This is a genomic window from Mesorhizobium sp. M8A.F.Ca.ET.207.01.1.1 (assembly GCF_004794715.1).
Taxonomy (GTDB): domain Bacteria; phylum Pseudomonadota; class Alphaproteobacteria; order Rhizobiales; family Rhizobiaceae; genus Mesorhizobium.
This window is the reverse complement of record NZ_SRUS01000007.1, coordinates 283,829-309,148: the sequence shown is the minus strand read 5'-3', so window position 1 is coordinate 309,148 and position 25,320 is coordinate 283,829. Positions and strand designations below refer to the sequence as shown.

The window sequence follows — 25,320 nt, the reverse complement described above, 5'->3', positions numbered from 1 at the left end:
CGAAACCGGAATTTTCCAAGCACCTTCCGTTCAGGGACCAAAGCCGCCATCAGAGCGGCATCAGTCCATTGGACGAACTGGCACGTTTTTCAGTCCGCGCGTGATCTGGCGAAAACCGGAGCGGTTTCAGGGTCACGCGCCAAAATGGGAGATTGATGATGAATTCATTCCTGAAGTCATGCACTGCGCTGACGGTCGCGCTGACCTTCTCCGGGCAGGCCGTTGCCCAGGTCAAGGAACTGGGCAAGGGCGAAGGCCAGGTCAACATCGTTGCCTGGCCGGGCTATATCGAGCGCGGCGAGACCGACAAGGGCTATGACTGGGTCACCGCCTTCGAGAAGGAGAGTGGCTGCAAGGTCAACGTCAAGACCGCCAATACATCCGATGAGATGGTGTCGCTGATGAACGAGGGCGGCTTCGACCTCGTCACCGCTTCGGGCGATGCCTCGTTGCGCCTCGTCGCTGGCAAGCGCGTGCAGCCGATCAACACCGATCTCATCGCGAGCTGGAAGACGGTCGACGACCGGCTCAAGGACGCGCCCTGGTTCACCGTCGACAAAGTGCATTACGGCGTTCCCTACCAGTGGGGTCCGAACATCCTGATGTACAACACCGAGGTGTTCAAGGAAGCGCCGAAGAGCTGGAATGTCGTTTTCGAGGAAATGAAGCTGCCGGATGGCAAGTCCAACAAGGGCCGTGTCCAGGCCTATGACGGACCGATCCACATCGCCGATGCCGCCAACTACCTGATGTTCCACAAGCCGGAACTCGGCATCAAGGATCCCTACGAATTGAACGAGGACCAGTACAAGGCGGCGCTCGAATTGCTGCGCGTCCAGCGCACGCTGGTCGGCCGCTACTGGCATGACGCCGCCATCCAGGTCGATGACTTCCAGAACGAAGGCGTGGTTGCTTCGGGCTCGTGGCCTTACCAGGTCAACACGCTAGTTGCCGCCAAGAAGCCGGTTGCCTCGACCGTGCCGGAAGAAGGCGTCACCGGCTGGGCCGACACAACCATGATGGAAGCCGACGCGGCGCACCCGAACTGCGCCTATATGTGGCTAGAGCATTCGCTGGCGCCGAAGGTGCAGGGCGATGTCTCGGCCTGGTTCGGCTCGCTGCCGGTCGTGCCCGCCGCCTGCAAGGGCAACGAGTTGCTCGGCGAGGAAGGCTGCAAGACCAACGGCTACGACAATTTCGACAAGATCAAGTTCTGGAAGACGCCGGTCTCGAAATGCGTCACCCAGAATGATCAGTGCGTGCCTTACTATCGCTGGGTGTCGGATTATATCGGCGTCATCGGCGGACGGTGATTTTCGCCGCGCATCTATTGATAAGTTGACGCTGCCTCTCACCCTTACCCTCTCCCCGTGAAGAACGGGGAGAGGGTACCGTCAGCGTTGAAGCGCGTCCCTTCTCCCCGTCCCTATTACGGGGAGAAGGTGCCGGCAGGCGGATGAGGGGCAGCGCCAACGCCCCGAAATTTTTGACGAGCCTGACAGATCAGGACACCCAATGACCCCAGCCGTTTCCTTTCAAAAAGTCTCGCGCCATTTCGGCAGTGTTCACGCTGTCGACGCGGTCGACCTCGACATTGCGCCCGGCGAATTCTTCGCCATGCTGGGGCCATCGGGTTCGGGCAAGACGACGTGCCTGCGTCTCATCGCCGGCTTTGAGCAGCCGACGGCGGGTTCCATCTCGATCTTCGGCGAGCGCGCCGAGGGCGTGCCGCCCTATCGCCGCAACGTCAACACAGTGTTCCAGGACTATGCGCTGTTCCCGCACCTCAATGTGCTCGACAACGTCGCCTACGGACTGATGGTCAAGCGCGTCGGCAAGGCCGAGCGGCACAAGGAGGCGGAAGAAGCCTTGTCACTGGTGCGGCTGCCCGGCTACGGCGCGCGCCGGCCCGGCCAGCTCTCCGGCGGCCAGCGCCAGCGTGTCGCGCTGGCGCGTGCGCTGGTCAACCAGCCCAAGGTGCTGCTGCTCGACGAGCCGCTCGGCGCGCTCGACCTCAAACTGCGCGAAAACATGCAGGAGGAGCTGAAATCACTGCAGAAGGCGCTCGGCATCACCTTCGTCTTCGTCACCCACGACCAGGGCGAGGCACTGTCGATGGCCGACCGCGTCGCCGTCTTCAATGACGGCAGGATCATGCAGATCGGCACGCCGGAAGACATCTATCAGCGCCCAAGCACGCGCTTCGTCGCCGATTTCGTCGGCTCGTCCAACGTGCTGCCGCCGGACTTCGTCCAGCGTTATTCCGGCCAGCACCGCTGGGGGAGTCTCAGGCCCGAATCCATTCGCGTCGGCCGCGCCGCGAGCGGCGAGGGCGTGGCCGCGCGTCTCGTCTCGACCAACTATCTCGGCGCCACCACCAGGCTGGCGCTCGATGCCGACGGGTTGAAGCTGCACGCCGTCGTGCCGGCGGGGACAGTGCTGCCTAGGGAAGGCGAGGCTGTTGTGCTCACCTTCAATCGCGAGCATCTGCATCTGATGGACGAGCCGGCATGATGAAGGTTTGCGCGATTAGAGTCTCCAGCGTGGCGCTCTACGGCGCCCCCCTCTGGCCTGCCGGCCATCTCCCCCACGAGGGGGGAGATTGGATGTCGCGACTGCTTTCGCCAATCAGCAACGTTGCGGGAATGAGCGAGGCGCTGAAGCTGCCAATCTCCCCCCTCGTGGGGGAGATGTCCGGCAGGACAGAGGGGGGCGTGAAGGATCGCTGCCTCTCCTATAAGCCCCACTGCCACAGGGTGGTCCCATGACCATCGCCGCCCTCAACGCCAATCCCGCCCCAGCCATCCTGCCCGGCAGCGGCGGCCTGCGCGGCGCGCTGTCGGACCTGTTCTGGCGCCGACCGCAGCTCCTGCTGCTGCTCATGCTGCTGCCGCCGGTTCTGTGGCTCGGCATCGTCTATATCGGCTCGCTGTTCGCGCTGTTGGCGCAGAGCTTCTTCTCCATCGACGAGTTCTCCGGCCTCATCAACCGGCAGTTCACGCTGAAGACCTATGGCGACCTGTTGCAGGCCGCCAATCTCGACATCATCCTGCGCACGGTGACGATGGCGGCACTGGTCACACTGGCCTCGGCTATCGTCGCCTTCCCCATAGCCTACTATGCCGCGCGTTACGCGCGCGGCCGCTGGAAAGCGCTGTTCTATCTCGGCGTCATGCTGCCGCTGTGGTCGAGCTATCTGGTCAAGATTTATGCCTGGAAGCTGATCCTGGCCAAGGAAGGCATTTTGACCTGGCTGCTCGCCAAGCTGCATCTGCTGTGGCTGCTCGATAGCTGGCTCTCGCTGCCCGTGGTCGGCGGCAATTCGCTGTCGGTGTCCTTTACCGGCACCTTCATCGTCTTCGTCTATGTCTGGCTGCCCTTCATGATCCTGCCGGTGCAGGCGGCCCTCGAGCGCGTGCCCGGCAATCTGGTCGAGGCCTCGTCCGATCTCGGCGCCTCGCCCGGCCAGACCTTCCGCAACGTGCTGTTCCCGCTGGCGCTGCCCGGCATCGTCGCCGGCTCGATCTTCACCTTCTCACTGACGCTGGGCGACTACATCATCCCGCAGATCATCGGCACCTCGCGCCTGTTCATCGGCCAGGCCGTCTATTCGCAGCAAGGTACCGCCGGCAACATCCCGCTCGCCGCCGCCTTCACCGTGGTGCCCATCGTCATCATGGGTTTCTACCTCTGGGGCGCCAAGCGCATGGGGGCCTTCGATGCGCTCTGACCGCAGCCAGTCGGCTCCCCTTGGCCTGAAGATCGCGGCCGCCTGCGGCCTGCTCTTCCTGCATCTGCCGATCCTCCTGATCTTCGTCTATGCCTTCACCACCGAGGAGAAGAGCTTCGTCTGGCCGCCGCCGGGCTTGACCACGCAATGGTTCGCCGTCACCTGGAACCGACCCGATGTCTGGGAAGCGCTGTCACTGTCGGTCCGCGTCGCCGCCATCTCGACCACGATTGCGCTGGTGCTCGGCACGCTGTGCGCCGCCGCCGTGTCGCGAACGAAATTCTTCGGCCGCGAAACCATTTCGCTGCTGGTCATCCTCCCGATCGCGCTGCCCGGCATCATCACCGGCATCGCGCTGCGCTCGGCCTTTGCGCTGGCCGACATTCCGTTCTCGTTCTGGACGATCGTGCTCGGCCACGCCACTTTCTGCGTGGTCGTGGTCTACAACAATGCGGTCGCCCGGTTCCGCCGCACCTCGGGTTCGATGATCGAAGCTTCGATGGATCTCGGCGCCGACGGCTTCCAGACCTTCAGGCATGTCGTGCTGCCCAACATCGCCACGGCACTGCTTGCCGGCGGTATGCTGGCCTTCGCGCTGTCCTTCGATGAGGTCATCGTCACCACCTTCACCGCCGGCCAGCAGCAGACCGTGCCGATCTGGATGCTGGAGGAACTGATCCGCCCGCGCCAGCGACCGGTCACCAATGTCGTGGCCATGGTCGTCGTGCTGGTGACGCTGCTGCCGATCCTTTTTGCCTACTACCTGACCCGCGACGGCGACCAGATCGCCGGAAGCGGGAAATGAAAAAAAGCGAATAGGGAGTAGCGAGTAGCAAAAATCGACAGCCAAACCCTGCTCGCTATTCGCTGCTCCTCATTCGCTCCTTCCAAGGGAGAAATCTGATGGACACCCAGATGCTGATCGGCTCGAAATTCGAAAAGGGCACCGAGACCGACGAGCCGATCCTCAATCCGAAGACCGGGGCGACCATTCTCAACCTGCCGGAAGCCAGCCAGGCACAGATCGAGGCCGCCGTGGCGGCCGCCGAACAAGCGTTCGTCTCGTGGTCGCGCACCACGCCGGCGCAACGCTCCGGCTACCTGCTCAAAATCGCCGACCGCATCGAAGCCGAGGCCAGGGAGTTCGCCACGCTCGAAGCGCTGAACTGCGGCAAGCCGATCAACGCCGTGCTCAATGACGAAATCCCGGCCATCGTCGACTGCTACCGCTTCTTCGCCGGCGCGGTGCGCTCCATGCCCGGCGTCGTCGCGGGCGAATATCTGCCGGGCCATACCTCGATGGTGCGGCGCGACGCGATCGGCATCGTCGCTTCGATTGCGCCGTGGAACTATCCGCTGATGATGATGGCCTGGAAGCTGGCGCCGGCGATTGCCGGCGGCAACACCGTGGTCTTCAAGCCGTCGGAACAGACACCGCTGACGACGTTGAAGCTGGCCAGGATTCTGGCCGACGTGCTTCCCGAGGGCGTCGTCAATGTCGTGCTTGGCCGGGGCGACAGCGTCGGCAACACGCTGATCAACCATCCCAAGGTCAATATGATCTCGATCACCGGCGACGTCGCCACCGGCAAGAAGGTGCTGCAGGCCGCGGCCAAATCGGTCAAGCGCACGCATCTGGAACTTGGCGGCAAGGCACCGGTCATCGTCTTCGACGACGCCGACCTTGGCGCCGTCGTCAACGGCCTGCGCGCCTTCGGCTACTACAATGCCGGCCAGGACTGCACAGCGGCCTGCCGCATCTATGCCGGCAAGAAAATCTACGACAAGCTTGTCGCCGATCTTTCTTCCGCCGTCTCGACCATCAAGTACAATCTATCAGACGACACCGAGAACGAGATCGGGCCGCTGATCTCGCGCCGCCAGCGCGACCGCGTATCGAGTTTCGTCGAGCGCGCTTCGGAACTGAAACACATCGAGATCACCACCGGCGGCAAGCCGGGCGAGGGCACCGGCTTCTACTACCAGCCGACGGTCGTTGCCGGGGCACTACAGGAAGACGAGATCGTGCGCCGGGAAGTGTTCGGCCCGGTCGTCTCGATCACTCGTTTCACGGATGTCGACGAGGCGGTGAACTGGGCCAACGACAGCGATTACGGCCTGGCCTCGTCGGTGTGGACGAAGGACGTCTCGCGCGCCATGGCGACAGCGGCACGCCTGCAATATGGCTGCACCTGGATCAACACCCACTTCATGCTGACCAACGAGATGCCGCATGGCGGCCTGAAACAGTCCGGCTACGGCAAGGACATGTCACTCTACGCGCTGGAAGACTACACCGCCGTGCGCCATGTGATGGTTGCGCATGGGTGAGGAGCGGTCCGCGCTGCGGACGAAAAGCCCCTAAAGGGGCTTTTCGAGCGACGAACGCCCGGAGCCATAGCGAAGGGCCGGGCGGTGGCCACTTTCCCTTCTCCCCTTGTGGGAGAAGGTGGCTTGTCGCGAAGCGGCAAGACGGATGAGGGGTGTTCCAGCTTGGCGCCAACTTACCCCTCACCCGGATTGCCAACCGATTTGTGAAGGACAAATCGGGGCAATCCGACCTCTCCACAAAGGGGAGAGCTGCGGCCGCGTTTGCTACTCCACGATGCGATAGATGTTCCACAGGCTGGTGCCCGACACGACATAGGGGTCCATCTCCTTCCCCCATTTGGCGTGCGCGTCGATCTTGCCGATCTTGGCGAAGAATTCTTCCAGCTTGGCCAGGCTTTCGACCTCGTGATGCGACTCGACCGTCGCCTCGCGCGCGCCGATCGATCCGGTCATGATCTGGAATTTCAGGTCGGCGAGGCCGACCTGCGAACCGATCTCGCGTTCCCATTTCCTGAGCAATTCGAGCACGGTCTGCTTGTGTCCGAACTTGGCGTCGATCTGCCATCTGGCGCTGAACATGTTGGTTCTCCTCCGAGATTGCGGTTGAGCCCGCGGTTGATCTACTCGTCCCAGGCCTGCACGACGGTCTGCCGTGCGATCTGCCCGTTCTTCAGCTCCAGCATCGCCGCGGCGAACACTTTTGTGCCGTCCGGATAGGCGCAGGCCTGGGTGAAGGCGAGGCTGTCGCCGTTGGCGATGGTGGTGTCGACCTTGTGGGTCATCGCCCGGCTGCAGATATCGTCCCAGAACGTCGTGATCGCCGCTCGCCCACGGATTTCGCGTGGCTTGCTCGGCGGGTTGTTGCGGTCGATCACCCGCACCAGCGCATCGTCGGCATAGAAGCTCGACAGCGTCTTTCCATCACGGCCTTCGATCGCCTTTTTGATCGCCGGGCCGTCCACTATTTGGGTCTTGGTCAGCATTTTATCCTCCATATGCCCATCTTCACGATCGGCAGTCGATGTTTTGAGGTGCGGCCCGGCGCTCATCGCCGGGCCGGTGTCTTCACTGCGACTTGGCCTTTACGGCTGCGAATACGTCGTCGGTCTGCTTCTTGAAGGTCGCGAGATCGACCTGGTTGCCGTTGAGGATTGTCGACCAATGGCGAACGATTGCCGCCATCGCGATCGTCTCCTTGATCTCCTCGTCGCTGGCGCCGTTGAGCTTGGCGGCTTCGGTGGGGAAATAGATGCAATACTGGCACGGGATCTGCGACGCGACCGCGAGCCCCATCAACTCCTTGGTCTTGCCGTCGAGCGCGGTCTTGGGGTTGAGCTGGACGCCCTTGATCTCGGCCCAGGCGCCGGCGATGGCGACGTCGGGCAGTGTCTTGAACATATCCGGCACCGAGCCGAGCGTCGCCTGGATGTCCTTGTAGGCGGCCGTCGCCGATGCATCCTCGGCTTTTGCGGGAGAGAGCGTTGACAGCGCGCCAATGCCTGCCGCGATCACAAGTAATCTGAGACTCAGCTTTGACTTGGGCATTTCATCCTCCGTTCGCAGCGCCTTCCGGGTGATATCCGCGTGGCCTGCATGGGGGAGATTGATAGCGCTTACATCGGTATGGCCGCTTCGCCCGAAAGCGCCATGGCTCTTATGGCCCGTCCGGGCCAGCGGTCCTGACGGAAAATGCCGCCGCCGCCGCTCGCGATGGCAGGTCGAGCTTGAGCAGTATGTTGGCGACGTGGCGCTTGACCGTGTGCTCGCTCAGCCTGAGTTCAGCGGCGATCGCCGCATTGCTCTTGCCATCGGCGATCAAACTCACGACTTCGCTCTCGCGTATGGTCAGGCAAGCCGGTTCGGTCGCCCTGGTCTTGGGCCGGCAGGCCGGCTCCAGGTGCTGTTCGGACATCGCAAGCACGAGCGCCAGCGGCTCCTCCAACTCGTCGATGTCGACACGCCCGCGATCGACGAAATGAAGTCCCGAGCCGACTGCCAGATCGGCGACCAGCTTCGACGCCAATATCTCGCCGCGCCCTGCGTGAGCGGCGAGCTGTATCGTCACGCGGCCCGTCAATCCTGCTGAGGCTCCACGCGATTCGATCTCGCCGACATGCGCCCCTTGCGCGGTTGCCACCCCGATTTGCTGCGCCGCGTCGCGTAACGCCGCCGCGCAGCGTAAGGCCCGCCCCGGGCCGTCGAAGCGCGAAATCATCATTTCGCCGTGCAAATCCGCACAGCGCCCGCCATGGCGCGCCACAAGTGTCCGCCATGTTTCGTGGAAATGCTCGCTGCGTTCGCTCCACATCCTGTCGCCCAGCCGTGCAGTGTCGTAGATGCGTGTCACCAGAAGCGCCGCCAGGACGCGCTCGGCTCCCGCCACGGCGCGCTCGCCGGTCAGGAATTCTTCGATCAGGTCGGCCACCCGGTCGACATCGCCGGTCCAGATCGGATGGTCGCGCCCTGGAATCTCAACCAGCCGCGCATTCGGGATTTTCCTGGCCAGGAAGCGGCTGGCGTCTGGATCGACCCGCGCATCGTTGCGGCGATGGATCAGCAGCGTCGGCGCGCTGATCGCCGCCAGCACGCCACGTACGTCGATTTCCGCGTTCATTCGCGCCAGTGCCGCCGCTGCCGTCGGGCTCGCCGACAGCCGCTCGAAACGGGCCCACCACTGGGTAAAATGCGCGTCGTCGACCCGGCCCGGTGCGAAATTCGGCAAGGTGGCACCGGTGCCCCAGGCAGTCTCGGTCGTAACGATGAAGGCGTTCAGGCGTTTCGGCGGCATCACCCATTTGTGGAAATGCGCATAGCCGCCATAGAGCGTCAGTGCCCGCGTCCGCTCGGGATAGGTGGCGGCGAACAGCATTGCCATCGGCGCGCCTTCCGAAGCACCAAGCAGGGCAGCACGACCGCTGCCGGCGGCGTCCATCACCGCGCGCACATCGTCCATACGCGTTTCCAGACTGGGTAGGTTGTGCGCATCGACACGGTCGGAAAGGCCGGTGCCGCGCTTGTCGAACAGGATCAGCCGCGAGAACGCTGAAAGCCGCCGCAAGAGCCTTGTATAGCCCTCGTCTTCCCAATGCAGGTCGAGATTGGAAATGAAGCCCGGGACGAAGACAAGATCAAGCGAACCCTGGCCGACCACCTGATAGGCGATCCGCACTTCGCCGCTAAGGGCGTATCGGGTCTCGATCGGCCTCACGAGGTTGTCCGCCCGGCCTGACGATTTCTGATCGCCAACCATAGCAGAGCCGCGCCGGGTGCGGCAGCCTAAACTTTAGCGACGCGGAATATAAGCGGCGCGGCCCGGCGGCTATTTTTGCGAGGCTGCTACGTCGGCCGGGAAGGCCTTGAGGCCGAGCTTGAGATCGGCCTCTGCCGGGGTGATCGGCCGCTTGATCCTGGCCGAAGCGACCACAACCAGTTCGTCGAGGCCCTCACCGCCGCTGTCCAGCATCTCGAAGAACTGGCGCCGCATCCTCGGCTCCCAGAACTTGTTGATGTGCTCGGCGACGCCGGCAATGCCTTCCTCGCGTGGCCTGGAGTGGAAAAAAGCGGCGATCTGGTTGGCCATGCGCACCAGCTTTTCTCTGGTGCTCATGATGTGGTCTTCGTCATGCGACATGCTGGGCAACTCCGGAGATCACCCGGTCAGGGTGGGTAAAAACATCGAAATCGTCGCCGCGCACCAACGCCACCAGCGTCATGCCGGCTTCCTGCGCCGTGCGGATGGCAAGTGCGGTGGGCGCGGAAACAGCGATGACGAAGGCAGAACCGATCGCCGCCGTCTTCTGCACCATCTCGACCGAAACACGGCTGGTCACCACGACAGCGCCCGATGCGCCATCGATATTGGTCTTGGCCAGCGCGCCCGCCAGCTTGTCTAGCGCATTGTGGCGACCGACATCCTCGCGCGCCATGACGACGCCCTTGCCGGGGATGTAGAAGCCGGCGGCATGCACGGCTCCGGTTTCCGTGTGCAGCGGCTGCACCTTCGACAACAGCTTGACGGAGCGCACGATGTCGTCGGCATCAAGCGTAAGTTTTGACGCACCAACGCCATCAACCGACCGCATTGCTTCCTCGATGGATTCAATGCCGCAGAGCCCGCAGCCGACCGGCCCGGCAAGCCTGCGGCGGCGGGCCTCGAAGCGCGTATTGGCGAGGTCCTTCAGCCGGATCTGGATGTCGATGCCGGCGCCATGATCCTCGATTTCGATCGCTTCGATCTCTTCAGGGGAAGCAATGATGCCTTCGGTCAGCGAGAAACCGAGTGCGAAATCCTCGAAGTCTGCCGGGCTTGCCATCATCACCGCATGCGTGGTGCCGGCGAAGGAGAACGCCACCGGCGTCTCCTCCGGCACCATGCGGTTGGCCGCCGTCGTACCGCTGGCGCGGTGCGCCAAGCGGGAAACTTGGCTGAGAGGCGGGCGGGGACGCATCAGGTTCGCTTCATCCAAACGGGTGTCAGTTCGGGAACATCATGCGCAATGGCTTCAAATGCCTCATAGTGCCCATTGCCCATTATCTTGCCGACAATGCCACGAAGCTTTTCGAAATCCTCTTTCGCAGCATGTCCCTGAATATCGCTAAGAAAGCGATCCAGATCAGCGCCTTGCTTCTCACAAAGGCGAAGGAGCATTTCGTAGGCTTCCTTCCTAGTCACCCTTCGCCTCTCCAATGATCGGGGTCACCTTCAGTTCCACGTGGGCGACTGAGCCAGGACTACTCCGCCGCCTGCAGCGGCGCGATGCGGCGGCTGTTCTCGGCTTGCTCGTTATAGTCGCGCTGCCATTCCGACGGGCCGTTGGAGGCGCCGACCTGCACCGCCGTCACCTTGTACTCCGGGCAGTTGGTCGCCCAGTCGGAGAAGTCGGTGGTGATGACGTTGGCCTGCGTGTCGGGATGGTGGAAGGTGGTGTAGACCACGCCCGGCGACACCCGGTCGGTGATCAGCGCGCGCAGCGTCGTCTCGCCCGAGCGGCTGGTCAGCCGAACCCAGTCGCCATCGCGCAGGCCGCGGTTCTCGGCATCGTGCGGATGGATCTCCAGCCGGTCTTCCGAGTGCCACATGACGTTGTCGGTGCGCCGCGTCTGCGCGCCGACATTGTACTGGCTGAGGATACGGCCGGTGGTCAGCAGCAGCGGGAAGCGCGGTCCGGTCCTTTCGTCCGTCGCCACATACTCGGTGCGGATGAACTTGCCCTTGCCGCGCACGAAGCCGTCGACATGCATGATCGGCGTGCCGAGCGGCGCCTTGTCATTGCAGGGCCATTGCACGGAGCCGACGCGGTCGAGCAGATCGAAGGAGACATTGGCGAAGCTTGGCGTCGTCTTGGCGATCTCGTCCATGATTTCGGCCGGATGCGTATAGTTCCAGTCGAGACCGATGGCGCGGGCAAGCTCCTGTGTCGCCTCCCAGTCGGCAAAGCGCGCCTTCGGCTCCAGCACTTTGCGCACCATGTTGATGCGGCGCTCGGCATTGGTGAAGGTGCCGTCTTTCTCGAGGAAGGTCGAGCCGGGCAGGAAGACGTGCGCGTAGTTCGCCGTCTCGTTGAGGAAGAGGTCGTGCACGACCACGCATTCCATGGCGGCAAGGCCGGCGGCGACATGCTTGGTGTCGGGATCGGACTGCAGGATGTCCTCGCCCTGGATGTAGATGCCCTTGAAGGAGCCGTCGACGGCGGCATCCAGCATGTTGGGGATGCGCAGGCCGGGTTCGTCGTCCAGCTTCACGCCCCACAGGCTCTCATAGATGTCGCGCACCGCGTCGCCCGAAATGTGCCGGTAGCCCGGCAGCTCATGTGGGAACGAGCCCATGTCGCACGAGCCCTGCACGTTGTTCTGGCCGCGCAGCGGGTTCACGCCGACGCCTGGGCGGCCGATATTGCCGGTGGCCATTGCAAGGTTGGCGATGGCCATCACCGTGGTCGAGCCCTGGCTGTGCTCGGTGACGCCGAGGCCGTAATAGATCGCGCCATTGCCGCCCTTGGCGTAGAGGCGCGCCGCACCGCGGATCAGCTCGGGATCGACGCCGGACAGCTTGCCGACGGTTTCGGGGCTGTTTTCCGGCAGGGCGACGAAGGATGCCCAGTCCTGGAATTCGGCCCAGTCGCAGCGCTCGCGGATGAAGGCTTCGTCGAAAAGGCCCTCGGTGACGATGACATGCGCCAGCGACGTCAGCACGGCGACATTGGTGCCGGGCTTCAGCGGCAAATGGTAGTCGGCTTCGACATGCGCCGACTTGACCATCTCGGTGCGGCGCGGATCGAGCACGATGAGCTTGGCGCCTTGGCGCAGCCGCTTCTTCAGCCGCGAGGCGAACACCGGATGCGCGGACGCCGGATTGGCGCCGATGATGACGGCGACGTCGGTGAATTCGACGGAATCGAAGTCCTGCGTGCCGGCCGAGGTGCCGTAGGTCTGGCCAAGGCCGTAACCGGTCGGCGAATGGCAGACGCGCGCGCAGGTGTCGACATTGTTGTTGCGGAAGCCTTGCCGTACCAGTTTCTGGACGAGATAGGTCTCTTCATTGGTGCAGCGCGAAGAGGTGATGCCGCCGATCGCGGTGCGGCCGTACTGGTACTGGATGCGGCGGAATTCCTTGGCCGTATGGGCGATCGCCTCTTCCCAGCTCACTTCGCGCCAGGGATCGCTGACCTTTTCGCGGATCATCGGCGACAGGATGCGGTCCTTGTGCGTGGCGTAGCCATAGGCGAAGCGGCCCTTGACGCAGGAATGGCCGTGGTTTGCCATGCCCTCCTTGTAGGGCATCATGCGGATGACTTCGTCGCCCTTCACTTCGGCCTTGAACGAGCAGCCGACGCCGCAATAGGCGCAGGTGGTCACGGCGGAGCGCTCCGGCAGGCCCTTTTCGAGCACGGTCTTCTCGCGCAGCGCATCGGTCGGGCAGGCCTGCACGCAGGCGCCGCAGGATACGCATTCGGAGGCGATGAAGTCCTCGTGCATGCCGGCGACCATGCGCGATTCGAAGCCGCGGCCCTCGATGGTCAGCGCGAAAGTGCCTTGCACCTCTTCGCAGGCGCGCACGCAGCGCGAGCAGACGATGCATTGCGCCGGATCATAGGTGAAATAAGGGTTGGATTCGTCGCGGGCGATGTAATCGACCGCGAGCGAGCCATGGCCCGGCGCGACGCCATTTTCTTCCTTGACGTGGTTGCGGCCCTCGACGCCGTAGCGGTTTTCGGTCAGGCCGACGGACTTCGCCACCACATCGAACTCGCTGGCGCCGGTTCCGGCCTTCTCGTTCCAGCCGGTAGGATGGTCGGAGACGTAGAGTTCCATGACGCCGCGGCGGATGGCGTCGAGCCTGTCCGACTGCGTGCGCACCACCATGCCTTCGCCGACCGGCGTGGTGCAGGAAGCCGGCGTGCCGCCGCGTCCTTCGATCTCGACGAGGCACACGCGGCAGGAACCGAAGGAGTCCAGCATGTCTGTGGCGCAGAGTTTCGGGATTTCGACCCCACCCTCCATCGCCGCGCGCATGATCGACGTGCCTTCCGGCACGCTGATCGAGCGGCCATCGACGGTCAGCGTGACCTGCTTCTCAGCCTTCGATTGCGGCGTTCCGTAATCGAGTTCTTCGATGAGCGTCGGGAAGTCGGCCTTGATGTTCATCTGCCAGCTCCTATTCAGCAGCCACGCGCGCCGGCGCGGGCTTGAAATCCTCGGGGAAATGCGTGATCGAGCTCATCACCGGGTAGGGCGTGAAGCCGCCCAGCGCGCAGAGCGACCCGAACTTCATCGTGTTGCAGAGGTCGGTGACCAGAGCGAGGTTCTTCTCCGGCTCGATGCCGGCGGCGAGCCTGTCGATGGTTTCCACGCCTCGCGTCGAGCCGATGCGGCAAGGCGTGCACTTGCCGCAGCTTTCGATGGCGCAGAATTCCATGGCGAAGCGTGCCTGCTTCAGCATGTCGGCGGTATCGTCGAAAATCGTGATACCGGCGTGGCCGATCAGTCCATCGCGCTTGGCGAATTCTTCGTAGTCGAACGGCGTGTCGAACAATGCGCGCGGGAAGTAGGCACCGAGCGGGCCGCCGACCTGCACCGCCTTCACGGGACGTCCGGTGGACGTGCCGCCGCCGATATCGTCGACGATCTCGCCCAGCGTCAGGCCGAAAGCGGTTTCGAACAGGCCGCCTTGCTTGACGTTGCCGGCGATCTGGATCGGGATCGTGCCGCGCGAGCGGCCCATGCCGAAATCCTTGTAGAAGGCGGCGCCCTTGTCCATGATGATAGGCACGGAAGCCAGCGAGATGACGTTGTTGATCACCGTCGGCTTGCCGAACAAGCCTTGGATCGCGGGCAGCGGCGGCTTGGCACGCACCACGCCGCGCTTGCCCTCCAGGCTGTTGAGCAACGAGGTTTCCTCGCCGCAGACATAGGCGCCGGCGCCGACGCGGATTTCCATGTCGAAGGCATTGGGCGAACCCAGCACATTGACGCCGAGCACGCCGTGCTTGCGGGCAATCTCGACGGCCTTGTTCATTGTTGCCACCGCATGCGGATATTCCGAGCGGATGTAGACAAATCCCTTGGTCGCGCCGGTGGCGATGCCGGCGATGGTCATGCCTTCGATGAGCACGAAGGGGTCGCCCTCCATGATCATGCGGTCGGCGAAGGTGGCGCTGTCGCCCTCATCGGCGTTGCAGACGATGTATTTGCGTTCCGATGTCGTATCGAGCACCGTCTTCCACTTGATACCGGTCGGGAAGCCGGCGCCGCCACGCCCCCGCAGTCCGGAGTCAGTCACTTGGCTGACGATGTCGGCGGGCGCCATGGCCACTGCATTCTGCAGGCCTTTCAATCCGCCGAGCGATTTGTAGGCATCGAGCGACAGCGGGTCGTTGATGCCGCAGCGCGCGAAGGTCAGGCGTGTCTGCTTGGCGAGGAACGGGATTTTGTCGGGCGCGCCGAGCCAGCGCTTGTGGTGTCCGCCCTTGAGGAAGCCGCTGTCGAACAGGCTTTTCACGTCCGACGGCTTCACCGGCCCGTAGGCGACACGGCCATTGGCTGTCGCCACTTCGACCATCGGTTCGAGGAAATAGGCGCCACGCGAGCCATTGCGCACGATCTTGGCCTCGATGCCGCGCTCGGCAAGCTCGTTTGCGATCGCCTTGGCGACCTTTTCCGCGCCCACCGCCAGCGCGCCGGAATCTCCGGGAATGTAGATGCGGGGGGTCATGAGCGCACCTCGGCTACGATCTCGTCGATCTTTTCGTCATCGAGCCGTCCGATCACCTCGCCGTCCAGCATCGCCGACGGCGAACAGGCGCACAGCCCGAGACAATAGACCGGCTCGAGCGTAACCGATCCGTCACGCGTGGTCTCGTGGAAATCGATGCCGAGCAACTGCTTGATCCTGGCGGCGACCGCGTCCGAACCCATCGACTGGCAGGCTTCCGCCTGGCAGAGCTTGAGCACGTGCCGGCCGGCCGGGCGGGCGCGGAAGTCGTGATAGAAGGTCACGACGCCGTGCACCTCGGCCCTGGACAGGTTCAGCCCATCGGCAATCACGGGCACGGCGTCGTGCGGTACGTGGCCGAACTCTTCCTGAATGCCGTGGAGGATCGGCAGCAGCGGACCCTCGAGGTCCTTCAACTCCTGGATAATCGCCGCAGTGCGTGAGGCGATCTCGGTACTTGCAGGCTGCATCGTCATGCAGCGCCCTCCCTGGTCGATAGCTTTTAGCGCTAAGTCTTTACAAAATCAGAGGAAACCCGCGAAATCAATAAAGCCGTTTCGTTGCTCGATAGAAAATTTCTATCGATGGGCTTCAGTCAGCATTGTCTAGCCTAGCGGTGCGCGCGGAAATCGTCTGCCAGCGCCATCGCCTCGTCCAGCAGCGCCTGCACCAGCGGCGTGTGCGGCTCGCGCGGTGCGGCGACCAGCCCGACCGTGTGGCTGGCATCGGGCTCGACGATCGGAATGGCCCGGATCGGTTCGGAAAAACCGAATGTTTCCGCAAGGTTGAGCGGCATGATCGACGACCATTTGCCGGTCCGGATGTGCGAGAACAGCACGATCATCGAATTCGATTCCAGCGTCGGCCGCACCTGCACGCCGGCTTCGGCCAGGTGCTGGTCGATGATGCGGCGGTTCTGCATGTCCGGCGTCAAAAGGCAAAGCGGCAGCTGGCTGATCTCGGCCCATGTCACTTTGTCGCGGTCGGAATAGGGATTGCCGATTGCGGTGATCAATTGGTAGCGCTCGTCATAGAGCGGCACGCTGGTCACCCGTCCCAGCGGTTCGTTGTCGAGATAGGTGATGCCGGCATCGACATCGAAATTGCCGAGCAGCGAAAGCACTTCGATAGAGGTTCGCGACAGCACCGAAAAGGTGACACCCGGGTGCTTGTCTCGAAAGGGCGTCGTCAATCTGGCCACCATGGCCAATGCTGTCGGGATGGCGGCAATACGAATGCGGCCGGAGAGACCGTGGCGCGCCGCCCGCATTTCCTCGCGCATGGTCCTGGAGTCGCCGACGATGCGGCGCGCCCATACCAGCACCTGCTTGCCCTCCGGCGTCAGGCCCTGAAAGCGCGAGCCGCGCAGGACGAGCATGACGCCGAGCTGGCCTTCCAGTTGCTTGATGCCGGCCGACAGCGTCGGCTGGGTGACGCCGCACACTTCCGCGGCCCGGCCGAAATGTTCTTCCCTGGCCAGCGCGATGAAGAATTCCAGCTTGTCGATCATTGGCGGAAGCTATCCGGCGCGGCGGCACCGCGCCAGATGGTGCCGTGCTCAATCATCCAATGCATGTCGCCCAAAAGTGACTTCGGTTTTGGGGTAGCGACATGCATAAGAAAGCTCTCGCGCTGCCCGATCCCGAGATTTACCGGTCCACGAGATTGAGGATATTGCCGTCCGGATCCTTGAACCATGCGACTTTCATGCCGCCGCCGACATGGAGGTCACCCTCCATCGTCAGGCCGGGCATCTCGTAATGCTCGAAGGCGACACCCTTCGACCTGAGGGCTTTGACGACATCGGCGATTTTGTCGCCGACCATCCAGGTCACCGCAGTCGCCTTGTTGGTCCCCGCGAATTCGGAACGATAGACATTGATGGTTGTGTCGCCGCTTTTGTACACGATCAATTCGCCGCCCTCATCGTGCACCTGTTTCAGGCCGAGCGTCCCCTCATAGAAAGCCTTTGCCTTGGCAAGGTCCCTGACCGCGAGATTGGCTGTTGCGTTGCTGTTTTCAAGCATGATCGTCTCCTTTCCTGGTTGTTCCCTCGTCATTGAACTGCGTCGAACGTGCCATTTCTGAAGTAGGGCCGCCCAGCCGCTTGACGAGCGTCAAGGACATGCGCCCTTGCTGCAAGTTGTGCCTTCAAACGGCGCCGATCCACATCTTTCAGCCGGCTTACTGTTTCCTGCGGCCGCGTGCGACGCTATGTGGATGCAATTGGTGCGCAGGGAGGGACGAACATGCTGGGCTGGTTCCGCAAGCTGTTGCCGCGCGAGGATCGCTTCTTCGACCTGTTCGAACAGCATTCCCGTACCGTGGTCGCCGGCGCCGAGGCACTCCAGTTGCTTCTCCAGGGCAAGGATATCGAACGCAGGTGCCAGGAGATCATCGATCTCGAAAACGAGGCGGACGACATAACCGCGCAGGTGCTGCTTGCGGTGAGGCGGTCTTTCATCACGCCTTTCGACCGCGGCGACATCAAGGATCTGATCCAATCGATGGATGACGCCATCGACACGATGCACAAGACCGTCAAGACGGTGCGGCTGTTCGAAAAGCGCGAATTCGATCCGCTGATGCAGGAAATGGGCGGCGTCATCGTCGACACCGCCAAGCTGGTCGCGGAGGCGATCCCGCTGCTCGCCAAGGTCGGCGCCAACAGCACACGCCTCAATGAACTCGCCGAGGAGGTCATGCGTGCCGAGGGCCGGGCAGACGACCTGCATGAGCAGGGTTTGAAGGATTTGTTCAAGCGCCACAATGGCGGTGATGCGATGGCCTATCTGATCGGCTCGGAAATCTATGGCCAGCTCGAGAAGGTGGTCGACCGTTTCGAGGACGTCGCCAACGAGATCAGCGGCATCGTCATCGAGAACGTCTAGCGATGGAAGCGACCATCGCCTTTCCCCTGCTCGTCGGCCTCGTCGCCGTGGCGCTGTTCTTCGATTTTCTCAATGGCCTGCACGACGCGGCCAACTCCATCGCCACCATCGTCTCCACGCGGGTGCTGCGGCCGCATTATGCGGTGCTGTGGGCGGCCTTCTTCAATTTCATCGCTTTCCTGTTCTTCGGCCTTCATGTCGCCGAGACCGTTGGCAAGGGCATCGTCGACGTCAGTGTCGTCACCCCGGCGGTGATCTTCTCGGCGCTGGTCGGCGCTATTGTCTGGAACATCGTCACCTGGATCGCCGGTATTCCGTCGAGCAGCTCGCACGCGCTGATCGGCGGGCTGGTCGGGGCCGGGATCGCAAAGGCAGGCTTCGGCGCCATCGTCTGGTCGGGCCTGGGCAAGACGGTCGCCGCGATCGTGCTGTCGCCGGCAACCGGTTTCGTCCTGGCGCTTCTCCTGGTCCTGGTGGTTTCATGGGTGTTCGTGCGACAGACGCCATTCGCTGTCGACAGCACGTTTCGCATCCTGCAGTTCTTTTCGGCCTCGCTCTATTCGCTCGGCCATGGCGGCAACGACGCCCAGAAAACCATGGGCATCATCGCCGTGCTGCTCTATTCGCAGGGGATGCTCGGCACCTCGTTCTATGTACCGCTGTGGGTCGTCCTCACCTGCCAGTCGGCGCTGGCGCTGGGCACGCTTTTGGGCGGCTGGCGCATCGTCCACACAATGGGCTCGAAGATCACGCGCCTCAATCCGATGCAGGGTTTCTGCGCCGAGACCGGCGGCGCGATCACCCTGTTCGCAGCCACCTGGCTCGGCGTCCCGGTCTCGACCACGCACACGATCACCGGTGCCATCATCGGTGTCGGCGCGGCTCGGCGTATCTCGGCCGTCCGCTGGGGCATCGCCGGCAACATCGTTGTCGCCTGGGTCGTCACCTTGCCGGCGACGGCGGCGATTTCCGCTCTCACCTACCTGGCGCTCAGCCTGGCCCGGTGATGTCGCGGCGTGGCGCTTGGAGCCGTCCGCGTTCTGCACTATGTGAGCTGCAGCCGAACGCCAGGGAATAACCGCCATGTCCATTACCAAGGAAATCGTCACCGAGCGCCTGAAGACGGTGAACGGGCCGGATTTCACCGGCAACATCGTCGACCTCGGCATGGTTTCCGAGATTTTCATTGCCGATTCGAAAGTGTTCTTCTCGATCACCGTTCCCGCCGCGCGCGCCCCGGAGATGGAGCCGTTGCGCGCCGCCGCCGAGCGGGTGGTGAAGGCCATTCCCGGCGTTGCCGGCGCGGTCGTCGCGCTGACGGCTGAAAAGAAAGGCGGCGGCATGGAGGCACCGGTTCCATCGCGCCCCGCACCCAGGCCGGCGCCGCCCGCCGCCGCACCGCGCGCGGCTCCGCATGCTCCTGCTTCGCAGAGCCACGGCAAGCGCGGTGTGCCCGGCATCGAGGCGATCATCGCGGTCGCCTCCGGCAAGGGCGGCGTCGGCAAGTCGACGACGGCCGTCAATCTGGCGCTCGGTCTTGCCGCCAATGGCTTGCGGGTCGGCGTGCTCGATGCCGACATCTATGGGCCTTCGATGCCCAGGCTGCTCAACATCCATGGCCGGCCGCAGACGGTCGACGGCAAGATCCTGAAACCGATGGAGAATTATGGCCTCAAGGTGATGTCGATGGGTTTCCTCGTCGATGAGGAGACGCCGATGATCTGGCGCGGGCCGATGGTGATGTCGGCGCTGACGCAGATGCTTCGTGAGGTCGAATGGGGGCGGCTCGACGTGCTCGTCGTCGACATGCCGCCCGGCACTGGCGACGCCCAGCTCACCATGGCCCAGCAGGTGCCGCTGGCCGGCGCCGTCATCGTCTCGACACCGCAGGACCTGGCGCTGATCGATGCCCGCAAAGGCCTCAATATGTTCAAAAAAGTCGATGTGCCGCTGCTCGGCATCGTCGAGAACATGAGCTACTTCCTCGCCCCGGATACCGGCAAGCGCTACGATATTTTCGGCCATGGCGGCGCGCGCCGTGAGGCCGAGAGGCTGGGCGTCACCTTCCTCGGCGAGGTGCCGCTGGAAATGGGCATTCGCGAGAGCTCGGACGCCGGCACGCCGGTGGTCGTCTCCAAGCCCGAGGGCGCAGAGGCGAAAATCTATCGCGATATCGCTTCCAAGGTCTGGGACAGGGTCAACGAGGAACGCGGCGCGGCCGAAGCGGCTGTGCCGAGCATCGTGTTTGAGTGACCCTCGAGGGGAAGGGATCAGCCGCCGACTTTCTCGCCGAATGCCGAAAAGAACTGTCCGGCCAGCTTCTTCGAGGTCGATTCGATCAGCCGGCTGCCGAGCTGCGCGATCTTGCCGCCGACTTCCGCCTTGGCCGCATATTTGAGGACCGTCGCGTCCGGCCCGTCGGCGGTCAGGGTGACGTCGGCACCGCCCTTGGCGAAGCCGGCAATGCCGCCCTTGCCTTCGCCCTGGATGGTGTAGGCATGCGGGGGCTTGAGATTCTTCAGCGTCACTTCGCCGTTGAAGGTCGCCTTGATCGGCCCGATCTTCAGCACCACCGTCGCCGCCATCTCGGTCGCCGATTTCATTTCCAGGCTCTGGCAGCCCGGAATGGCGTCCTTCAGGACGGTTGGGTCATTCAGCGCTTCCCACACTTTCTGCACGGGTGCGGCGATACGTTCCTCGCCTTCGATCACCAAAGCCATCAAAACCTCCCCGATCGCCGATGTCGGATTGGTCGTAGCGCGCGGCTCGATAGCTGTCTATCGCACCAAAGTCCGGATTCAGATCACGCGTGCCCCTTGCCTGCATCCGCGCGTTGTCATATCGATTTGTCATACAAATACGGAGACCATGATGGCTGGCGCCCCTACGAAAAAGAAAAAGTTCCGCTCGCAGGAGTGGTTCGACAATCCCGACAATCCGGGAATGACGGCGCTTTATCTCGAGCGCTACCTGAATTACGGGCTGACACGCGCCGAGCTGATGTCGGGCAAACCGCTGATCGGCATCGCCCAGACGGGCTCTGATCTTTCGCCTTGCAACCGGCACCACATCGAGCTCGCCAAGCGCGTGCGCGAAGGCATCGTCTCGATGGGGGGCATTCCTTTCGAATTCCCCTGTCACCCGATCCAGGAGACCGGCAAGCGGCCGACCGCCGCCCTTGACCGCAACCTCGCCTATCTCAGCCTTGTCGAAGTGCTCTATGGCTATCCGCTGGACGGCGTCGTGCTGACCATCGGCTGCGACAAGACCACGCCTGCCTTGCTGATGGCGGCGGCCACCGTCAACATCCCGGCCATCGCGCTGTCGGTCGGCCCGATGCTCAATGGCTGGCACAAGGGCAAGCGCACCGGCTCGGGCACTATCGTCTGGGAATCGCGCCAGCGCCTGTCGGCCGGCGAGATCGACTATGACGAGTTCATGGACATCGTTGCCTCTTCGGCGCCGTCCACGGGCTACTGCAACACGATGGGCACCGCCACCACGATGAATTCGCTGGCCGAGGCGCTCGGCATGCAACTGCCCGGTTCGGCCGCCATCCCGGCGCCGTACCGCGAGCGCGGCCAGATCGCCTATGAGACCGGGAAGCGCATCGTCGACATGGTGCACGAAGACCTGAAACCGTCCGACATCATGACCCGCGCGGCCTTCGAAAACGCCATCGTCGTCAATTCGGCGATCGGCGGTTCCACCAACGCGCCGATCCATCTCAACGCGATCGCCCGCCATCTCGGCGTGCCGCTCGACAATGACGACTGGCAGAAGGTCGGCCTCAAGGTGCCGCTCATCGTCAACCTGCAGCCATCGGGTGAATATCTCGGCGAAGACTATCATCACGCCGGTGGCGTGCCTGCCGTGGTGGCCGAGCTGATGAAGGCCGGAATGCTGCCGCACCCCGATGCCCTGACCGTCAACGGCAAGTCGATCGGCGACAACTGCAAGGGGGTCGCCAACGAGAACACCGATGTCATCCGCACCGTGGCCGAGCCGCTGAAGGCCGATGCCGGCTTCATCAACTTCAAGGGCAATCTGTTCGATTCGGCGATCATGAAGATGAGCGGCATCTCGCCCGAATTCCGCGAGCGCTATCTATCGAACCCGAACGACCCGGAAGCCTTCGAGGGCAACGCCATGGTCTTCGATGGGCCGGAGGATTACCACGCCCGCATCGACGACCCGGCGCAAGGCATAGACGAGCACACCATCCTGTTCATGCGCGGCGCTGGCCCGGTCGGCTATCCCGGCGGCGCCGAGGTCGTCAACATGCAGCCGCCGGCCTACCTCATCAAGAAGGGTATCCACGCGCTGGCCTGCATCGGCGACGGCCGCCAGTCCGGCACGTCGGGCTCGCCGTCGATCCTGAATGCCTCGCCGGAAGCCGCGGTCGGCGGCGGTCTGGCGTTGCTCAAGTCCGGCGACCGCGTCCGCATCGATCTGAGGAAAGGCACCGCGAACATCCTCGTCAGCGACGACGAGATCACGCGGCGGCGCGCCGAGCTGCAGAAAGATGGCGGCTACCATTATCCCCAGCACCAGACGCCATGGCAGGAAATCCAGCGCGGCATGGTCGACCAGTTCTCGGCCGGCATGGTGCTGAAGCCGGCTGTGAAATACCAGGATGTCGCCCATACCATGGGCGTGCCTCGCGACAATCACTGATTATTCCACGGAATAGTCGTCGATTATTCCTGGCTGGTCACGGATGATGGATGGACGAGGACCGGCGGCCTGATCGATCAGGCCGCCGCTCTGACGGCGTAGCCGGGAATGCTCCGTCCTTGACAAGACCGCCCAACAATTCCAACATCACCGCAAGGGGTGCATCGCGACCACCCCGTGAGGCGTCAGCCCAATGTTCGCGTCCAAGCTTCTCTTTTCAGGAGGTGGACGCCATGCCGTCAACAACCGAAATTACCGTACAGCAACTATCCCGTCTGGTTGGTTTGCCCGGCGCGCCTGTAATCGTCGATGTCCGCCTCGATGAGGACTACGATGCCGACCCGCGCCCGCTGCCGGCCTCGCACCGGCGCAACTTCAAGACCGTCTCGACCTGGGCAGCCGACCTTGCCGGCAGCCAGGTGGCCGTGGTCTGCCAGAAGGGGCAAAAGCTCTCGCAAGGCGTGGCCGCCTGGCTGCGGCACCAGGGCGTTGCCGCCGAATCCCTCGAAGGCGGTTTCGAGGCCTGGCGTGATGCCGGCGGCCTACTGGTCCACGCCGCCAAGATCCCGTCCCGCGATGAAAAAGGCCGCACCGTCTGGGTGACGCGGGCTCGCCCCAAGGTCGATCGCATCGCTTGCCCCTGGCTGATCCGGCGCTTCGTCGATCCGCATGCGGTCTTCCTCTTTGTCGAGGCGGCCGAAGTGCCTGCTGTCGCGGACCGCTTTCAGGCCGTGCCCTTCGACATCGACAATGTGTTCTGGAGCCATCGCGGCGAACGCTGCACCTTCGACACGATGATCGAGGAGTTCGGGCTGGAATCCCAGGCACTCGATCGCCTTGCCACGATCGTGCGCGCGGCCGACACCGCCAGGCTCGATCTCGTTCCCCAAGCCGCCGGATTCCTTGCCGCCTCGCTTGGCCTGTCACGCATGTTCCGCGACGATCTGGAACAGCTGGAGGCGGGGATGCTTCTCTATGACGCGTTCTTCCGCTGGTGCCGCGACGCCACTGAGGAGACGCACAACTGGCCGGGCGGGGCGAAGCCAACATGAGCAGCCTCATTTCGGGAGAAAGTGCAGACATCGTCGAGGTGCCGGCGGTCCCGAGCTTCCGCGAAGCCACGAAACTCTGGGCGAAGATCGGATTGCTGAGCTTCGGCGGGCCAGCGGGGCAGATCGCGCTCATGCACAAGGAATTGGTCGAGGATCGGCGCTGGATCGGCGAGCAGCGTTTCCTGCATGCCTTGAACTACTGCATGCTGCTGCCCGGTCCCGAAGCCCAGCAACTCGCCATCTACATCGGCTGGCTGCTGCACAGGACGGCCGGCGGTCTCGTCGCCGGCATCCTGTTCGTGGTGCCGGGCGCACTCGTCATGCTCACCTTGAGCATCCTCTATGCGCTCTACGGCGATGTCCCGCTGGTCGAGTCTCTGTTCTTCGGCGTCAAGGCCGCCGTGCTCGCGGTCGTGGTCGAGGCGGTGATCCGCATCGGCCGCCGCGCCTTGAAGAACCGGGTGATGGTGGCGATCGCGCTTTGCGCTTTTCTCGGCATCTATGTCCTCAGCATTCCGTTCCCGCTCATCGTCCTGATTGCGGGATTGGTGGGATGGGCGGGAAACCGCGTCGCGCCAGCCCTGTTTTCCGGTGCGGCGCACGGCAAGAACGATGCTCCCGACATCAAGGGCGCGGTCGACCTGATGTTCGAGCGCGGCCAACTGGCCCATGCCAGACCGACAAGATGGCATGCGCCGCGCATTATCGCGATCTGGCTGCCGATCTGGCTCGGGCCGGTTCTGTTGCTCTGGGCGCTCACCGGGACAAACAGCGTATGGACGCAGATAGGCGGTTTCTTCAGCCTGATGGCGGTCGTCACCTTCGGCGGCGCCTACGCGGTTCTTGCCTATGTCGCACAGGCGGCCGTCGAATCCTTCGGCTGGCTGGCGCCCGGCGAGATGGTCGATGGCCTCGGGCTTGCCGAGACCACGCCGGGGCCGCTCATTCTGGTGTTGCAGTTTGTCGGCTTTATCGCCGCCTTTCGCCACTCCGGCGCGATAGGCCCGTTGTTTGGCGGATCGCTTGGAGCGCTGCTGACCTTATGGGTTACGTTCACGCCCTGCTTCTTCTGGATATTCCTCGGCGCGCCCTATATCGAGGCCCTGCGCGGCAACAAGGCTCTGTCGGCTGCGCTCGGCGCCATCACCGCCGCCGTGGTCGGCGTCATCCTGAACCTGGCTCTATGGTTTGCCTTGCACGTCATCTTCCACGACGTGCGCAAGTTGGGCCTCGGCATGAACGTGCCGGTGCCGTCGTCGATCGACTGGCGCGCCGCACTGCTGTCCTGCGCCGCCATGATTGCCATCCTCAGGCTGAAGGTCGGCATGCTGCCGACACTTGCCGGGTCGGCCCTGGCCGGCGTCTTGCTGCTGGCGGTGAGCGGATAGACGCCGGTCACTATCTTTGTATTCCGCCGGCCAACCACCT

The 25,320-nt window shown here is 63.4% G+C and carries 24 protein-coding genes; 11 read left to right on the top strand and 13 right to left on the bottom strand.

The features are described 5' to 3' along the window. The first annotated feature begins 158 nt into the window (after nucleotides 1-158). The 5 genes from EN850_RS22580 to EN850_RS22555 all read left to right on the top strand — a co-directional run bounded on the left by EN850_RS22580 (nucleotide 159) and on the right by EN850_RS22555 (nucleotide 6,061). On the top strand, nucleotides 159-1,313 hold the full coding sequence (locus EN850_RS22580; protein WP_135862241.1) for an ABC transporter substrate-binding protein: 1,155 nt from the start codon (nucleotides 159-161) through the stop codon (nucleotides 1,311-1,313). A gap of 202 nt (nucleotides 1,314-1,515) precedes the next feature. Continuing rightward, complete coding sequence (locus tag EN850_RS22575) at nucleotides 1,516-2,514, top strand: ABC transporter ATP-binding protein (protein WP_136092266.1); 999 nt, start codon at nucleotides 1,516-1,518, stop codon at nucleotides 2,512-2,514. Nucleotides 2,515-2,764: 250 nt separating this feature from the next. Beyond that, a complete protein-coding gene (locus tag EN850_RS22565; RefSeq protein WP_127279627.1) occupies nucleotides 2,765-3,730 on the top strand; it encodes an ABC transporter permease in 966 nt (321 codons plus the stop codon). After that, nucleotides 3,720-4,535: an ABC transporter permease gene (locus EN850_RS22560; protein WP_135882948.1), complete on the top strand. Its 816-nt coding sequence runs from the start codon at nucleotides 3,720-3,722 to the stop codon at nucleotides 4,533-4,535. Before EN850_RS22565 ends, EN850_RS22560 begins: the two co-directional genes overlap by 11 nt. Nucleotides 4,536-4,633: 98 nt before the next feature. Beyond that, the gene (locus EN850_RS22555) at nucleotides 4,634-6,061 is read left to right on the top strand and encodes a gamma-aminobutyraldehyde dehydrogenase (protein ID WP_135933093.1); all 1,428 of its coding nucleotides are present in this window, start codon (nucleotides 4,634-4,636) and stop codon (nucleotides 6,059-6,061) included. Nucleotides 6,062-6,325: 264 nt separating this feature from the next. Here EN850_RS22555 and EN850_RS22550 read toward each other — a convergent pair whose 3' ends face one another. The 12 genes from EN850_RS22550 to EN850_RS22495 form a co-directional block, all read right to left on the bottom strand. Beyond that, a complete protein-coding gene (locus EN850_RS22550; protein WP_127870673.1) occupies nucleotides 6,326-6,640 on the bottom strand; it encodes a hypothetical protein in 315 nt (104 codons plus the stop codon). 41 nt (nucleotides 6,641-6,681) lie between these two features. Next, nucleotides 6,682-7,044 (bottom strand): nuclear transport factor 2 family protein, encoded by a 363-nt coding sequence (locus EN850_RS22545; RefSeq protein ID WP_127870674.1) that lies wholly within the window; start codon nucleotides 7,042-7,044, stop codon nucleotides 6,682-6,684. An 82-nt stretch (nucleotides 7,045-7,126) separates the two neighbouring features. Continuing rightward, complete coding sequence (locus tag EN850_RS22540; RefSeq protein ID WP_136092265.1) at nucleotides 7,127-7,606, bottom strand: carboxymuconolactone decarboxylase family protein; 480 nt, start codon at nucleotides 7,604-7,606, stop codon at nucleotides 7,127-7,129. Nucleotides 7,607-7,715: 109 nt separating this feature from the next. Continuing rightward, complete coding sequence (locus EN850_RS22535; RefSeq protein ID WP_136092264.1) at nucleotides 7,716-9,269, bottom strand: alpha/beta fold hydrolase; 1,554 nt, start codon at nucleotides 9,267-9,269, stop codon at nucleotides 7,716-7,718. 111 nt (nucleotides 9,270-9,380) lie between these two features. After that, the gene (locus tag EN850_RS22530) at nucleotides 9,381-9,692 is read right to left on the bottom strand and encodes a formate dehydrogenase subunit delta (RefSeq protein ID WP_136092263.1); all 312 of its coding nucleotides are present in this window, start codon (nucleotides 9,690-9,692) and stop codon (nucleotides 9,381-9,383) included. Next, nucleotides 9,682-10,509: a formate dehydrogenase accessory sulfurtransferase FdhD gene (gene fdhD / locus EN850_RS22525; protein ID WP_136092262.1), complete on the bottom strand. Its 828-nt coding sequence runs from the start codon at nucleotides 10,507-10,509 to the stop codon at nucleotides 9,682-9,684. Before fdhD ends, EN850_RS22530 begins: the two co-directional genes overlap by 11 nt. Further along, complete coding sequence (locus EN850_RS22520) at nucleotides 10,509-10,709, bottom strand: hypothetical protein (RefSeq protein WP_136092261.1); 201 nt, start codon at nucleotides 10,707-10,709, stop codon at nucleotides 10,509-10,511. The genes fdhD and EN850_RS22520 overlap by 1 nt, the downstream gene beginning before the upstream one ends. Nucleotides 10,710-10,792: 83 nt before the next feature. Continuing rightward, entirely contained in the window at nucleotides 10,793-13,705 is a 2,913-nt protein-coding gene (fdhF, locus tag EN850_RS22515; RefSeq protein ID WP_136092260.1) for a formate dehydrogenase subunit alpha, read from the bottom strand. Nucleotides 13,706-13,715: 10 nt separating this feature from the next. Beyond that, nucleotides 13,716-15,272 (bottom strand): NADH-quinone oxidoreductase subunit NuoF, encoded by a 1,557-nt coding sequence (locus EN850_RS22510; RefSeq protein ID WP_136092259.1) that lies wholly within the window; start codon nucleotides 15,270-15,272, stop codon nucleotides 13,716-13,718. After that, nucleotides 15,269-15,748, bottom strand: a complete 480-nt coding sequence (locus tag EN850_RS22505; RefSeq protein ID WP_127276423.1) for a formate dehydrogenase subunit gamma — start codon at nucleotides 15,746-15,748, stop codon at nucleotides 15,269-15,271. Before EN850_RS22505 ends, EN850_RS22510 begins: the two co-directional genes overlap by 4 nt. Nucleotides 15,749-15,882: 134 nt before the next feature. Beyond that, the gene (locus EN850_RS22500; protein WP_127276421.1) at nucleotides 15,883-16,782 is read right to left on the bottom strand and encodes a LysR family transcriptional regulator; all 900 of its coding nucleotides are present in this window, start codon (nucleotides 16,780-16,782) and stop codon (nucleotides 15,883-15,885) included. Between the two features lie 139 nt (nucleotides 16,783-16,921). After that, on the bottom strand, nucleotides 16,922-17,299 hold the full coding sequence (locus tag EN850_RS22495) for a VOC family protein (RefSeq protein ID WP_136092258.1): 378 nt from the start codon (nucleotides 17,297-17,299) through the stop codon (nucleotides 16,922-16,924). Between the two features lie 222 nt (nucleotides 17,300-17,521). Here EN850_RS22495 and EN850_RS22490 point away from each other — a divergent pair, with 222 nt between their 5' ends. The 3 genes from EN850_RS22490 to EN850_RS22480 all read left to right on the top strand — a co-directional run bounded on the left by EN850_RS22490 (nucleotide 17,522) and on the right by EN850_RS22480 (nucleotide 20,416). After that, nucleotides 17,522-18,163, top strand: coding sequence for a DUF47 domain-containing protein (locus tag EN850_RS22490; RefSeq protein ID WP_135916818.1), 642 nt, complete (start codon nucleotides 17,522-17,524; stop codon nucleotides 18,161-18,163). Nucleotides 18,164-18,165: 2 nt separating this feature from the next. Continuing rightward, nucleotides 18,166-19,170: an inorganic phosphate transporter gene (locus EN850_RS22485; protein ID WP_136092257.1), complete on the top strand. Its 1,005-nt coding sequence runs from the start codon at nucleotides 18,166-18,168 to the stop codon at nucleotides 19,168-19,170. A 76-nt stretch (nucleotides 19,171-19,246) separates the two neighbouring features. Continuing rightward, on the top strand, nucleotides 19,247-20,416 hold the full coding sequence (locus tag EN850_RS22480; protein ID WP_127276413.1) for an Mrp/NBP35 family ATP-binding protein: 1,170 nt from the start codon (nucleotides 19,247-19,249) through the stop codon (nucleotides 20,414-20,416). A 17-nt stretch (nucleotides 20,417-20,433) separates the two neighbouring features. On the opposite strand, the gene EN850_RS22475 is transcribed toward EN850_RS22480, so the two are convergent. Further along, on the bottom strand, nucleotides 20,434-20,883 hold the full coding sequence (locus EN850_RS22475; protein WP_135921146.1) for a carbon monoxide dehydrogenase subunit G: 450 nt from the start codon (nucleotides 20,881-20,883) through the stop codon (nucleotides 20,434-20,436). 151 nt (nucleotides 20,884-21,034) lie between these two features. Here EN850_RS22475 and EN850_RS22470 point away from each other — a divergent pair, with 151 nt between their 5' ends. From EN850_RS22470 to chrA, 3 genes are all read left to right on the top strand, one after another. After that, on the top strand, nucleotides 21,035-22,840 hold the full coding sequence (locus EN850_RS22470) for an IlvD/Edd family dehydratase (protein ID WP_127276409.1): 1,806 nt from the start codon (nucleotides 21,035-21,037) through the stop codon (nucleotides 22,838-22,840). 233 nt (nucleotides 22,841-23,073) lie between these two features. Further along, complete coding sequence (locus EN850_RS22465) at nucleotides 23,074-23,892, top strand: sulfurtransferase/chromate resistance protein (RefSeq protein WP_136092256.1); 819 nt, start codon at nucleotides 23,074-23,076, stop codon at nucleotides 23,890-23,892. Further along, nucleotides 23,889-25,280, top strand: a complete 1,392-nt coding sequence (gene chrA / locus EN850_RS22460) for a chromate efflux transporter (protein WP_136092255.1) — start codon at nucleotides 23,889-23,891, stop codon at nucleotides 25,278-25,280. Before EN850_RS22465 ends, chrA begins: the two co-directional genes overlap by 4 nt. Nucleotides 25,281-25,320: the final 40 nt, after the last annotated feature.